General features: G+C 42.7%; 8 protein-coding genes. 1 reads left to right on the forward strand and 7 read right to left on the reverse strand.

Features of this window, described 5'->3' with window-relative positions; all coding sequences use genetic code 11:
• Positions 1–13: 13 nt before the first annotated feature.
• Both VB073_RS09605 and VB073_RS09610 read right to left on the reverse strand, forming a co-directional pair.
• On the reverse strand, positions 14–2,629 hold the full coding sequence (locus VB073_RS09605) for an alpha-L-rhamnosidase (protein ID WP_323404276.1): 2,616 nt from the start codon (positions 2,627–2,629) through the stop codon (positions 14–16).
• Positions 2,630–2,658: 29 nt separating this feature from the next.
• The gene (locus VB073_RS09610; protein ID WP_323403947.1) at positions 2,659–3,498 is read right to left on the reverse strand and encodes a DUF4886 domain-containing protein; all 840 of its coding nucleotides are present in this window, start codon (positions 3,496–3,498) and stop codon (positions 2,659–2,661) included.
• A 355-nt stretch (positions 3,499–3,853) separates the two neighbouring features.
• On the opposite strand from VB073_RS09610, the gene VB073_RS09615 reads away from it, so the two are divergent.
• Entirely contained in the window at positions 3,854–5,530 is a 1,677-nt protein-coding gene (locus tag VB073_RS09615; protein ID WP_323403948.1) for a hypothetical protein, read from the forward strand.
• 417 nt (positions 5,531–5,947) lie between these two features.
• On the opposite strand, the gene VB073_RS09620 is transcribed toward VB073_RS09615, so the two are convergent.
• The 5 genes from VB073_RS09620 to VB073_RS09640 form a co-directional block, all read right to left on the reverse strand.
• Entirely contained in the window at positions 5,948–8,710 is a 2,763-nt protein-coding gene (locus VB073_RS09620) for a family 78 glycoside hydrolase catalytic domain (protein ID WP_416349535.1), read from the reverse strand.
• A gap of 54 nt (positions 8,711–8,764) precedes the next feature.
• Positions 8,765–9,736 carry a sugar phosphate isomerase/epimerase family protein gene (locus VB073_RS09625; protein ID WP_323403950.1) on the reverse strand — a complete coding sequence of 324 codons (972 nt, stop codon included), beginning with the start codon at positions 9,734–9,736 and terminating at the stop codon, positions 8,765–8,767.
• 40 nt (positions 9,737–9,776) lie between these two features.
• Positions 9,777–11,252 carry an Ig-like domain-containing protein gene (locus VB073_RS09630; RefSeq protein WP_323403951.1) on the reverse strand — a complete coding sequence of 492 codons (1,476 nt, stop codon included), beginning with the start codon at positions 11,250–11,252 and terminating at the stop codon, positions 9,777–9,779.
• Positions 11,249–12,523: an alpha/beta hydrolase gene (locus VB073_RS09635; RefSeq protein WP_323403952.1), complete on the reverse strand. Its 1,275-nt coding sequence runs from the start codon at positions 12,521–12,523 to the stop codon at positions 11,249–11,251. The genes VB073_RS09630 and VB073_RS09635 overlap by 4 nt, the downstream gene beginning before the upstream one ends.
• Before the next feature lie 134 nt (positions 12,524–12,657).
• A complete protein-coding gene (locus tag VB073_RS09640; protein WP_323403953.1) occupies positions 12,658–14,271 on the reverse strand; it encodes a DUF4998 domain-containing protein in 1,614 nt (537 codons plus the stop codon).
• Between the last annotated feature and the right edge of the window lie 15 nt (positions 14,272–14,286).

Here is a 14,286-nt window from a genome sequence, read left to right on the forward strand (position 1 = left end):
CATATTAGTCACATTATTTTCCAACCGTAAAAGTAAGATCATGTGTTCCCGCATCCAGTTTTACCAGTTTGTCCCCTTTTATATAATCGGGGAGATACAAGGTGGCACTGCTGTTTGGAGGCACTACAACGTGGTAGCGTATCTTTCTTTTTTTCCATTCCCATTGCGATCGGATTAAGCCACGGGGTGATTGAAACTGTGCATCGAATCGCTCAAGGCTTTTCTCGAAATGGGGACGCAGGATAATATGCTTGAATCCGGGTTGTGCCGCATCGGGATAGATACCTCCCAGTCCTTTGAAGAACCATGCACCAACATCACCGAACATCATGTGATTGTCGGAGATATCACGTGTAGCTGCGAGATCCCAGTTCTCAAGGAGGGTTGTGGCACCATTCACGATCCACCAACCCCAGGAGGGATAGGTATCCTGTACCGCCACCTTATATGCTATTTCGGGATAGCCGTTTTCACTTAACGCATTCAGGATGGCTTTGGCTCCTAATGTCCCCACGTCCAGGTGGAATCCGGTTTCTTCTACCTTCCTTGCAAGATTCTGCGCTACTTTGGGTGCTATATCTTCCGGTACCACTTTCCATTGCAATGGCATGCTTAATTCGGTTTGTGTGCCGCTGGCATACATGCCTGTTTCACGATCCAGGTATTTCTTGTTGATCGCATTTTTAATTTTCCCAGCCAGCGTAGTGTAATAACGATGATCCGCTTCTTTTCCGAATAGTTCTGCTGCTTCGGCCAAAATTGTTGCATCTACATAAAAATAGATGGAGGAGGTCAGTTCCAGGTTTGACCGTGATTTCACCGGTACCCAGTCGCCGCGTCCCCAGGAGGTAAGGCCTTCCGGACTTGTACGGTCTACATAATCCACATACCGTTTGATGTTATCATAGCAATCTTCCAGCAATTTGCTGTCGCCATAGAATCTGTATATCTCCCATGGGATAATGGCAATGGTACTGGTCCAGTCTAATCCGTTGTGAGTTCCGTATCCCCATCCTCCTGTAGGAATAATATCGGGTAATACGCCATTGGGTTGTTGCTCGTCCCTATGGTCGGCCAACCACTTCTCATATACAGTGATACCATCGAAATTATACAATGCCGTTTCGATCGCGAAATGAGCATCGCCGGTCCAACCGTTCTTTTCTCGTTGAGGGCAATCGGTGGGATAACCCATCAGATTCGACAAATAGGCATTGTTGGTAGCCTTCCATATCTTATTGATGAGGTCGCTCGAAGTCTCAATTTTCCCGACGGGAGGGACGTCGCTATGCATAAAATGGGCAGTTATGCTATTTTCATCCAGTTGGATCGGCTTACTGCTTGTGACTTCCACATAACGGAACCCTTTGTAGTTGAAGCGGGCCATAAACTGGTCTTCTTTTTTTCCGCTCAGGATAAGAATATCTGTCTGGAAAGGATCTTTTTCCGCATCGCCCCGGTAATAGACATCAATATTCGACATATCTACTCGGCCGTTGTCATACAGGCGTTCACCATGCTTTATACGGAGCTCGGTACCTTCTTCACCGGTGACTTTGATTTCAGTCACTCCCGACATGTTTTGTCCAAAGTCAAATACATAGGTTTGTGCATCTATCTTATTGACTGATTTAGCGGGGAATGTGGATACGTTACGTATCGGTCTTAGCTGCTGGGCGGTAACATTTTGCGATGGGACACCTCTCAATCCCACTCCATGCCATTTAGAGTCGTCAAATCCCGGTTTGCTCCATCCGTTCAGTTCCAACCGTGCGTCGTAATGTTCAGCTGTATAAATGTTGTTCTTAATGATAGGACTGTCTGTTTTTTTCCAGCTAAGGTTAGTAGAGATAGTCTCAACTGTACCGTCGGTATAGGTAATACGCAGGTCGAGACAGAAAGTGGGGCGGTTGCGCCAAGGTGCCCGGTGAAAATCCCATACACCCATCGCCTGGTGGTTGTACCACCCGTTACCGAGGGTCACTCCAATGACATTTTCACCCTTTTGCAGTTGAGTGGTTACATCGTGCGTAAGATAGAGGTTTCTTCTGTCAAAGCGGGTGTACATCGGGTCAAGTCGGTGGTTGCCGATCTTTTCTCCATTGACGTGAAGTTCGTATAATCCGGCAACAGCTATATATACACGCGCAGAAGCTATTTCTTTGTTGGTTTCGAATTTTTTACGAAAGTAGGGTGCCGCTTCATAATGGATATCTTTCCCGTCACCGATCCAGTTTCCCTGCCAGTTACCAATATCCATCATTCCGGTTTCAAAAGATTGAATGCCCGACATGCTCTCTTGTTCTGATCCATCCCATACGGTCACTCTCCAGTAATATTTTGTAAAAGGATCAAGATTTTTTCCATCATAAGTGGCGAGTTGATTGTCAGAGTTCACTTTGCCCGAATCCCATATCGATCCTTCACCCTTGAGCATTTTCATTGAATCAATATCGACAATAATCCTGTAAGCGGACTGAAGTGCGCCCTGCCTGCTATCATCTATCCTCCATGTCAATCTCGGACTGGGATTATCTATGCCAATGGGGTTTTCCAAATGGTCTGTTTTTAGGCCAGTTGGTAAAGGAGTTGACTCACTTCTTAGAATAAAGCTGAATATCAGGAACATAAAAAGAATGAAGAGACGGTGAAATGTTGTCATAATATCGGGATGTTTGTGATTTTACTTGGATTAATTACAGCAAAGTGTGCACTTATTTGAGCGATAAAAGCGACTGATTCGTCTACGGTATCCGGTCTATAGTTGGTCCCGACAACGCATTTTCCAGTGAGGATCTCGTACCATGCGCATGCTGCCGTGTACCTGCCAAAAGTTAGTTCCAGATGGTATCCGTCACGGAACAGAGAGTCTCCTAAGCGGCTTGTGCGGGCATTCTGGATAGCGGTGCCTGCCGGAACAACCACCGGTATATTCAGTTCAGAGGACACTCTCCGGGCTGTTTCTACAATCTTGTCATACATGAGCATCGGATCCCTGTTATAGTTGGCGAATCCCGGATGGTTTACATCCCAGGCATATCCCCAAGTCATGTGAAGAGTTAGTTGCATGTCCGGATTGGTGGCATACTGCTTTACATAATCGATTAACCTGGGTAGGTAAGGGAAGAAGGATTCATAGACGCCGGCATTAGAACTGACTTGTTGCAGGCTGATGAAATCCCAATCCTCATCTTTTATTCCTTGCTCCAGTGTAGTTTCTCCGGTCATTTCCTTGATCCCATTGACAATCTTCCGATAAGAGTATGCTGGTCTATTTTCTCTGGCGTTGTTATTATGCATTTCCAGGGATGCTCCAGCGATCGCAAGATTGCCAATAATGAGCGTATCTCCATTGGCGGCTCCGATCTGGTATAAATAGTGTTCGAGAGCATCGTCGGAAAAACTGTTCCCTATAGCCAGCACTTTGATTTCTTTTGCATAAATAGAGGTTAAAAAGAGAAAGAACAGAAAAGGGAAAATGACTTTTTTTGAAAGCATATTTTTTATCATTTTAGTGTCGCACATTGTCTCCTGAAATTGACCCCTGTTTTAAATATTATTGTGAACAAGATGAAACCCGTTCAATTTTACAAAAATAAAGAATTATTTCCATTTTGAGAGTTGTTCAGAATGATATAAAGGCTAAGAGATTTGATATGGTAAAGATATCATGATATTTCCAGCCTCTCAACTCCTAAATCTTTTTATATCTTTGCCTTGTCGTATAATATGGATTGGATCTTTCCGATAATACATTTATATTTAACGATATATCCGATAATATATACCGCTTTTTTATTCTTTATTCTCTGAATAATCAACTTGGTTTTTAATTGTGAAACATCAGTAATTTATGAAATTTCGAATTTTTTTGGCCGTTCTGGCGATGACTTTTGTCTTTCAGTCATGTCAAAATCAGAGAAGGAATGAATCGACAGAGGATTCTCCCCGAATAGTGAATATCATTAACTTTATTCGACAAACAGAGCCCCGAATTGAGAGAATCACGGATGAAATACTCTATCAGACCGTTGTAGAGCAGGTAAAATTGTTGAAAGAATACCAACTGAAGGGAACATTTCTGCTTCAATATGATGCGTTGATCAATCCTAGATATCAGGAGTTACTTAAAAATGAACTTCTTGACGGTTCTGAAATCGGAGGATGGTGGGAGATAACACAACCTCATGTGGAAGCTGCGGAGATTGAATGGCGGGGAATTTATCCCTGGGACTGGCATGCCGATGTCGGTTTTTCACCGGGATATACGCCTGAAGAACGTGAAAAGCTGGTGGATGTATATATGGAAAAATTCAAATTGATATTTGGAGAATATCCTTCATCGGTAGGATCATGGTTTATCGATGCCTATACGTTAGGTTATATGTATGATAAATATGGGATCAAGGCCTCGTGCAATTGTAGGGATCAGATTGGTACCGACGGTTATACCCTTTGGGGCGGATACTGGGGACAGGCTTATTATCCCAGTCGCATCAATGCATATATGCCTGCTCAAACCGAGACAGGGCAGATACCCGTTCCGATTTTTAGGATGTTGGGGAGTGATCCCAGCTATCAGTATGACCATGGGGTGGGGCAAGGCGTAAGCCAATCCGTCACCACGCTTGAACCTCTTTGTCGGGAAGCGGGAGGAAATCCGGAATGGGTCAAATGGTTTTTCAATACGATGTTCGACGATCCTGCTTTAGGATTTACCTATGTGCAGGCCGGACAGGAGAACTCATTCACATGGGATGCGATGAAAGATGGACTTGCAATTCAGATCCCGTTGATCGCCGAACAGTGCAAGATGAATAAAATCAGGGTTGAAACCCTCGAAGAGTCGGGTGCCTGGTTCAAAGAGAATTTTAAAGTTACGCCTCCCACAGCGATCAGCTCACTGAGTGATTACCGTCCACAAAATCGTAAAACGGTATGGTACAACAGCCGTTTTTATCGCACGAATATCCTTTGGGAAGGTTCTTCATTTAAAATTAGAGACATACATGTTTTTAACGAATCCGTTGAATCGGATTATTATAAGAACAGGCTTACCTCTTCACAATGCTATTATACTACATTACCCATTGTAGATGGAAATTTATGGAGTAATGACAATTACTTGGCAGGCATGAAACTATATTACGTTATTGGTGATGGTGAATGGGTAGAAGCAAAAAGCAGTCATTCACCCCTAATCACAAAGGGAGAGGATTGGCTTTCTGTGGCATGGACCCTGGAAAATGATATCGCCACACTAACTATGCTCTTCTCTGAAGATAAGACGGAAATCAGCTGCGAGGCCAATTCAAAAGATTTCAAATGGGAATTGAATCTGACTACTGCTCCCAATATTGATCTTCCTTTCACCAACCTCTCTGAGAAGGAGATAGATGCCAGATTGAAGAATTTCGACTATCAGGTGAAATTGGATCAAGGATTACTCAAAGATACAAGGGATAGTTCGTCGGGCTCAGTTTTTACGTTGACACCTACCGGTCATAAAATTACGATTGCTTATAATTAGAGTCGGTCTACTATGAACAGATTGAAACATAAATATTCTATATAAAAATTAAATTCTATAATCTATATCTTTTTACTTGGGTTAGTTGTGCTTGTCGCGTTCTTGAAAGAGCCGGCACCTAATGCAACATACGTGATAACCGGGAATTTTTGGAACAATGAAAAAAAGATGTTATCCAAAAGGACGTGGCCGATCAATACAATTGTATATGGGTTCCATTGTCTCAACTTGAGACGTCGGAGAATAAATCTACTTTAGATACAAAAGTATCCGGAGCCGATGGACAATGGCATATAGTTTTCGAAGACGGAAAAACAGCGCCAGGTGTTGCAAACCATCCGGGTGATCTGGGAATGAAAAATATTGCCACAACAATTTTTAATACGATCAGAGGTAATTAGTGAGGTGTGGATTTTTTTATTCTTTTACTTTAAATTCATAATTTCCCGATCCTACTTCAAAAATCACCCAATTTGTTTCGCTTCGTAAAAATTTCACCTCCTGGGCATTCGACACATTTTTCTCGCTTTCTGTGATCTGTTTTTTATCTTTCGCCGGGATATATACGATAGCTTTGCTGTTTGCCGGAACGGTAATATTCCACTCAAAAGAATCTCCGCTCTTTTTCCAGGCACTTTTTATCATTCCGTGAAGGGAATGGTAGGATGCTGTTACATGAGAGAGTCTATCCACCACATGCGGTTTCATCTCTATCTTCTTAAAACCGCTATTTCCCGGGGCATTTTGAATCGCTCCCAGATATTCATAAAACCAGACAATAAGATCGCCCAACAGCATGACGTGGTTTTGAGAGTTCATCGCAGGATCTGCGGTATTGCCGTTCCAGAGTTCCCATATAGTGGTAGCCCCGTTTTCAATCATATACCCCCAACTTGGATAGTCTCGGTTGGTCGCTATCTGAAAGGCAAGGTCACTTCGTCCATATGTCGATAATCCTCGCATCAGCCATTGAATTCCCACTAACCCGGTGCTTACATGCCCGTTGAAATCATGTTGGGTCTTATGGACGATATTCTCAAATACTTTCTTTTCATAACCTTCGGGTACCAAATTGAAACAGAGTGATATCAGATTGGCCGTAACGGTATTGTTACTGTACTGCGCTGTCTCCTTGTTGAAAAAACGGTTATTGTAAGCTTCTTTGATGAGTGCCGCCTGATCTGAGAATTGTTTTGATTCATCTTTCTTCTCCTGCAGTAGCGCAAATTTCTCCAATAGGCATAACATGTGATAATAGAATGATGTTCCCAGCAGTGTGCCATCGGTCTTGCGTGCCGGATCGCCCGAATGAATCATTTCCGGTGATTCGGGTGGCATACACCAATCCCCGTACAGGTCGCGGGGCATGATATGATCCACCATAAAATTATCACCCATAAATTTCATCCATTTTTTCATGGATTCGTAATGCTTGATAATTGGCCTGTCATCCCCATATTGTTTATATATCATGTCGGCTATGATGAGATAGGCTGCTGGCCAGGTCATGTTGTCATTGTAATTCTTCCAATAAGCAGGAGCTATGTCGGGGATACTTCCGTTTTCTAGCTGCGACTCTTCTATGTCGTCGAGCCATTTTGCGTAAAGGTTGTGGTTATTGAAAATAAAACTCTCACCCAATGATCCGGTTGCCCTGTCTCCGAGCCAGGCCATCCGTTCATCACGTTGAGGACAGTCTGTGGGCATACCCCGGTAGTTACCGCGGATACCCCAGTAAGCGTTCTTGTATATCTGGTTGATTATGGCGTCGGAACTCTCGAAAGAACCGGTTGTCTCCATCTCGTCGTAAATCACCTTGCCTTCGAAGTTATCTATGGTAGGAATACCGGGATAACCGGTAATCTCAACATACCTGAATCCATGATATACAAAGGATGGCTCCCAGAATTCTTCACCCTCTCCTTTTAAAGTGTATATGTCGGTAACGAAGGCATTCCTAATATTGGCCATATAGAGTGTTCCATCCTCGTTCACTACTTCGGCGAAGCGTAGTTTTACCTTATCTCCGGCTTTTCCTTTTACTTTCATGCTGAGCCAACCCACCATGTTTTGCCCCATATCCAGTATGTACATTCCCGGTTTGACCTCTGTGACAGTTGTAGGAGATAACGAATCCATAATTTTTATGTTGCCATTGAGTTGTGCCTGGAGTATGCCTTTGGGGGCCTCTACCAATTCTACCGGCATCCAATGGCTGTCATTGAATCCGGGATTATTCCAGCCCGGCATTTCCTTACGGGCATCGTATTCCTCGCCATCGTATTCATTATTGGCCAATATAGGACCATCTGCCGTTATTTTCCAACTGCCGTCACTGATCAGCGTTCGCCGGCTGCCATCTTCATAATCGATTTCCAGTTGGAGGATCATCTTGGGAAATCCATAGTTTTCGGTGGGCGGTAGGGGTGGATAAGAATTATCCTCAATGGTTCTCATATTGAAGAAACGGCCGTTACCCAGCGTTACGCCGATAGCGTTATTTCCCGACGCAAGGAGGCCGGTGATATCAAATGTGTTGTACTTTACACTCTTCGAATAATCGGTAGGTGTGGGTGACAACACCTGGTCTCCGATTTTCTTACCGTTGATAAATGCTTCGTAAAGCCCTAATCCGGAGATATAAAGGGTTCCTTTGGTTACTTTTTTCTCATTCTTGAATTCCTTACGGAGATAACGGGCGGCCAATCTTGTTTTTTCTTTCAACACATCATTGGGAAAACTCTTGTCAAGCCCGATCCATTGAGCCTGCCAGTCCTTTCTATCCATAAATGCCATTGTCCATTGGGCCGGCTGACTCCAGTCCGACCCGCCACGGTTGGTCGTTACTTTTACTTTCCAATAGCAAGTGATCCTGCTTTCAAGAGGAGTTCCGCTATAAGTGACATTCGCTGACCTGTCGGATTTTACTTTCCGGGAATCCCATAGATCACCTTCGTCATTATTGAGTTTTTCCATGGAGGAGGCCACTAAAATATGGTATGATTTCTGGCTGATTCCTCTGGGTACGCCACTGATTTCCCAACTTAAAAAAGGGTGGATAACATCAATTCCGAAAGGGTTTTCCCGAAATTCGCAGCGCAGATGACTTACTTCTATATCGGCCTGAGACGAACATGCAAGGAAAATTAATCCAATTATAATCGTACTTATTTTCATCATGTTGGAGATGATCTTATCCCTCCCTTTTTCAGTTGGTTTCATTTGTTTATTGTTTTATTTGGCGAATAATACTTTACGTACAAACTTGGAAGTAGCCACGGCATCGTTCATTTCTACCAGCGCTTCTATTTCGGCAAAATTTTCTTCCACGATCTGTTCGAATGCACGTACCCATGAGATACTTTCCGCGATAGCTTCGGTAGCATCTTCACGATATGGATATTGATCCATGGATAGCCATCCTGCATAACCGGTTTTTTTCAGGTGGTACAGGAGGTCCAGATAAATAGTGCTGTGTACGGAACCCACGATCATATCATCGTCCCATCCGCCGTGATTGTCGTTGAAGTGCATGTGGAAGAGCAGGTCGCCTGCACGTTTTGCCAATACCACCGCTTCAGCTACGTTTTCGCCGGCATAGAAACCATGGCCGGTATCGATACATACACCCACGTTCTTACAACCGGTTTCGATGGCTGCTAGAAGAGTATCCGCCATACGGGCATGGTATGAGAAGTTTCTTGGCTCTTTCGGTTTGTATTCCAATGCGAATTTTAATGTTGAAAATTCCTGTGCCAGTGCGGCGGTATTATCCCGCAGCCAGTCACGTTTCCTGTCGTAATTAGTGGTCAACAGATAGTCGTAACCTTCCTGTCCCATCCACAGGTTCAGGATCTTACAATCCATTTCGAGGGCCACCTCACTCATCTGACGCAGGTAGTCGAGGCCATGTTGACGGATAGCGGGGTCACTGCTGGTGATTGATCCTTTTCCGTACAACTGTACGCCGAATACGTCAGGTATAATAGAAACGCATGTCTTTCCGTAGTCCGCCATCCGTTTCTTCATCTCCTTCACGTTGTCGGGCCGGATATCCCATGTGCCGACCAGTTCGATACCGTCCACATAGGGGATCTTCACTGCACGGGCCAACATCTCTTCGGTGCTGGGATTGTCCTTGTAACTCTTGCAAAAACGATCGCAGGTGTTACCTAAGTTTCCTAAAATAACTGAATACTTGTACATAATACTAGTTTTTAAAAAGTAAAAAATGGAATAACTATTTTTATTCGTATATCTCCGGGATATCAATCAAAGTTTGCTTGTACATACTTTCTCCTCCTTTTTCGTTCGGATGATGATAGATTTGCCATCCATAACTGCCGGTATAATCCTCCCAGTACATCATCGATTTATCCACCTCTTTCCCATCACCATTCAGGGAGGTGGCAATATCAAACTTGCAACCGTTGATCCCGAACTTTTTCCGTACCTGTTCTATGAGTTGATTATTCTCTATTTGTGTGCCGCTTTCGTTACAGGGAATACTATTCAAAATGGGAATAGCACCTTGTTCCCTGATATAGCGTACCAATTCGGACAGGTTTTCTTCGGTATTACCTCCATTGGTGCCTATGGTAACCATCACATAGTCGCATTGGATGTAGGGTAATTCATTTTTCATGTAATCCAATAACAGGTTGATATTACCACCACCCCGCCCGCTGGACATCGCATTGTCGTTTAATTTGCTGATGATCATCTGTGTCCATGCCTGCGGAAAATCGCTCGTCGGGAAATAACCTTCCGGTTGCGTGATGGAATCACCGTACATCAATAATTTTACCTTTTTTTTCAGGGAATATACTGTGATTTGCTTTACCAGCATGAATGTACCGCTTATCAAGCCGAAACAATAGTGGTCCCATTGCATTCCCACACTGAATCCAGCTTGTAACGCGCCTTTACCACATCCTCCTTGTCCGTCATTTGTAACAGATACTTCTTCTGCTTCATTGGTTTGTATATCAATGACACGTATTTTCGCCTGTTGGTAAATATGGTAGATTTCAATGATATATTCCCTGTCGCCCTGAAGAAAAGGGATTGTCTTTTCGGTCACAGGATTTGTACCGATAGTGAAACGCTTGCCCGGAACATCTATAAATGCATTAAAATCACCCTGGCTACTTTTGAAGATTGCTTTGGTGTCAGGCGCTAGCTTAACATGGTATCTTACCATTCTTTCGGCTAGCGCATAGAATTTATCGAGCTTTACCACATTTTCTGCCGAGGTAATATATAATCCTTCGTCATTGTATTGACCGGTATTATTCAATTGTAGTTCGGGCAGGGTACCCCTTTTGGACAATTTTCTATCGTATAATATGGCTTCCTGGTCAGTTTTACGGGGTTCTACTTTTACGGGGATATTTACCTTTATGCTCTGGTATTCGACTATGATCGAGGCTGTGCCCGAGTTCACAGCTTCCACCATTCCACCCGTGACTGTCACAATCCTTTCATCCGTTGTACTCCATTGAAAAGTTGGCTGGTGTGCAACAGCCGGAACCGCAGAGGCTTTGAGTTGCTCTCTATCACCAATCTCCATGGTTAGCGCTGTTTTATTTACATGGATATTTTCAATCTTATATTCTTTTTGAATATCGTTATTACTGCATCCGATAAAAGAGATTGCCTGAAGAAGCGATAAAAGAACGGTAATCGAGAATTTTTTTTTCAATATAATTATTTGCGTCATTTCTGATTATATTTATAAATCATTTCTGTTTTTTCTGATTGTAAATTAAAATGATTGATCGATTGTATACTAATTTTTGTTTGTTTCTTTATTGGCTTACCAATTATAAATTTCATTTTGGGAATATTTATGGGAGTAGTATTATCTCCGTTCGTGTCAAATGTTTGGTATGATCCAGTTTCCGGTAACCGGTCTATAAGCTTGTCATCTTCATAGATGTTGAAATGCATGATCCCCGACTCTATATCGGCATCAGCTTGCCATGTGACAACTAATGCATTATCCTCACTTCCCACTCTTAGGTCAAAGGGAGCCGGAGGAGGTGTTTTGTCGATAACCGTTCCGGTGGAAACGAATTCTTGCCAATTTCTGGCTGTCGTTTCGTCGGGAAACAGGCACATTCTACTTTTATCACCTCTATAGTCCGATTCTTTGAAAATAGCGAACGACAAGGTGTCGCCAAGCCATGATTTATCCCGTTGAATATCTCTTAAACCAAAAGATCCATCTTTAGGCAAACGTTGTTTTAAAGCAGCTTCAAAAAAAGGAATCATCATATAACGAAGATAACTGAAATTATGGTTCTGTCCTTCATTATAGGCGATACTTGCAGGGGCGTCCATTGAACGGAGCTTGTTGAATGTGTTGACTGCTGTTTCGGGGCAGCGAATTTCCGGGGTGCCGTCATTTGCTCCCGCATGGCGTAAAAGTAATGGAATTTTTGCAGCTTTGCAAGAATAATCCCATTGAGGATCTCCTGCCGCAGAATAGCAGACCACAGCTAAAATCCGTTCCGGATAATCCCGTAGCATGGCAAGCGACCAATACCCTCCTCCGGAATGTCCCCACAAAAGGAAGGGAGCAGTTTCCAATTCAAGGTGACTGGTTTGTATGCCGACTTCTTTTAATATCTTGAACAATGCGTTGGCACTGCCCGATGTGGGTTCCTTCCAAATGTGGCAGTCCCCGTAGAGAGCCGTTTCAACAATTGCCAGTTTCCATTTTTTTGCAAATGCCTGATATTGTATATCGTAGGGCCTGGTAATACCAAACTGCTCCATTGTGCATCCGTGTTGGAGTACGAGTATGCCCTGTAATGGAGTGGAGGTTTCCGGGATAAAAATTCCATAATCAGCATGATTTGCAAAAGTGCAATCATCCGCATCCAATCGTATTGTAATAACCGTATCGTTGTTAACTGATTTTGCCTGTTGACTGATACAAAATACATTTACAATGACAAGAAATAAAATTACTCTTTCCTTTTTCATGTGATTACAATTATTTATTCAAGTTTCGCATGTCATATATACTCCGAATTAACTTGCAAAATTTGAGTTATTTACTTTCGTCTTTACTTAAAATGATGGCAGACGTAAGTACAGTCTGCCATCAAAGATGAGATTTATTTTGTGGACAATTCAAATCCTTTTATAAACATATCACTCCAGGGGATGCCCGTAGCTTCGTAAATACTGTGTGTGTTATACACTACACCAATAGTAATATCGGATGCTTTCTCGATTGTAAAGGGAATTGAGTTTATTGACAGTTGCTTGGCTACCAAATCGCTATATCCTAGAACTTCCGTGGCGCTGGTTACAGTATTGTAATCAGGCAATGTTGTGCCTTTGGCTACGATACCGTACATATCAACACAAGCGGGATTAGTCGTATGTCCTGCATCGATATTCAAGACATAACTTCCTGGTAGAAAGTAGAGTGTCTGATAGATTTTACCGTTCGATACGAGTGAAACACCCCAAACTGCGGCACTCCAGACGCAAAAATTACCGCTATCAAAACTGATATAGGTATTACTGTTATGTATCCATTTCGTTACTTTTTGCATCCTGTTGGCACCTACGGCAGGAAATAAATCTGATCCATCACCTTCAAATGGAAATTTTGCATTTTCCAATGCAGGAAGAGTCTGACCATTCGTTCCACTGGTTTCTAACTCATTAAACAAATCTATTTCGGCTATTGGAGAGGGAGTAGTGCTATTATATCCATTTAGGACTGTTATTTTGAAATAACGGGCAACCGCACGCTCTTGAAATGTAATTTTCTGTCGGTAGCTATTGGCCTTTAGGTTCCCTTCCCATGCAACTTCCCAATTTTCGTCATCGCTACTGGTTTCAAGACGAAATCCTTTCGTGAAACTGGTGTTGGTTAATTCTTCCGTTTGCAGGAAGAGAAAACCTTCGAATATTTTTTCACTTTGCATATCCACCTTTATCCAATGAGGAGAAGAGTTGTTTTGAGAATACCATACTGTACTGGCATCGTTGTCAATGATATATCCGGAGTTGCTTCCAGAACCTTCATCGGAAGAGCCTGTTATTTTCCAGATCTCTTTTTCGAATTTTTTCATTGCAGCTTCTTTCGCATTAATTGGGGATGTGACATATTCGTCAATAAAATCGGTTGAAGGTTTATACACCGAACAAAAGTAATAAATTTCACTTAGGTCAATGTTGTCGATAATGATTGAATTATTTGCACTATTCATCATCACACTATCTTGCTCTCCGGAACTGTTTTTAAAACGTATCCGTACACCGACCTCTTCGTCCCGGATTTTGTCTCCAAAAATCATTTCGATGGAAGTGGGTGAGATGGTTCTCTGCGTGACCAACATACGATTGGTTAAATCGCTCTGGAAACTATTTCCGTAAATGGTAACTTTTGTTCCTTTCGGATCCGAAGATATCCCCTCATCGTTGAATGTGACAACCCTAATAATTTGTTCTCCTTCGGTCAACTCTTCTACGATAAGGGTTTGTGTAGTCTCTGTATGGTCGATTGTAAATTCGTTAAATTTACCGTTGCCGTAAAAAACTTTCCCGGATTTGGATTCCTTGGGTGCCTGAAACTCAACTTTAACCCTGTATTTTCCGGGGTAGGCTTTTAATTCGCTCACTACCGGTGGAGGGCTCACTTCTTCTGTTTGACAACTTATAAATAGGCCGACAAGCAGAAGGGTAATCAAAAGTAAGTATGTTATATGTTTCATAATGATATAAAGTAT

This window comes from Proteiniphilum sp. (genome assembly GCF_034927365.1).
Classification (GTDB): Bacteria; Bacteroidota; Bacteroidia; order Bacteroidales; family Dysgonomonadaceae; genus Proteiniphilum.

Bases quoted from the DNA above. Each gene is read 5' to 3' on its own strand.
- VB073_RS09615 (WP_323403948.1), top strand. From the start codon at position 3,854: ATGAAATTTCGAATTTTTTTGGCCGTTCTGGCGATGACTTTTGTCTTT.
- VB073_RS09610 (WP_323403947.1), bottom strand. From the start codon at position 3,498: ATGCTTTCAAAAAAAGTCATTTTCCCTTTTCTGTTCTTTCTCTTTTTA.
- VB073_RS09640 (WP_323403953.1), bottom strand. From the start codon at position 14,271: ATGAAACATATAACATACTTACTTTTGATTACCCTTCTGCTTGTCGGC.
- VB073_RS09630 (WP_323403951.1), bottom strand. From the start codon at position 11,252: ATGACGCAAATAATTATATTGAAAAAAAAATTCTCGATTACCGTTCTT.
- VB073_RS09620 (WP_416349535.1), bottom strand. From the start codon at position 8,710: ATGATGAAAATAAGTACGATTATAATTGGATTAATTTTCCTTGCATGT.
- VB073_RS09625 (WP_323403950.1), bottom strand. From the start codon at position 9,736: ATGTACAAGTATTCAGTTATTTTAGGAAACTTAGGTAACACCTGCGAT.
- VB073_RS09635 (WP_323403952.1), bottom strand. From the start codon at position 12,523: ATGAAAAAGGAAAGAGTAATTTTATTTCTTGTCATTGTAAATGTATTT.
- VB073_RS09605 (WP_323404276.1), bottom strand. From the start codon at position 2,629: ATGTTCCTGATATTCAGCTTTATTCTAAGAAGTGAGTCAACTCCTTTA.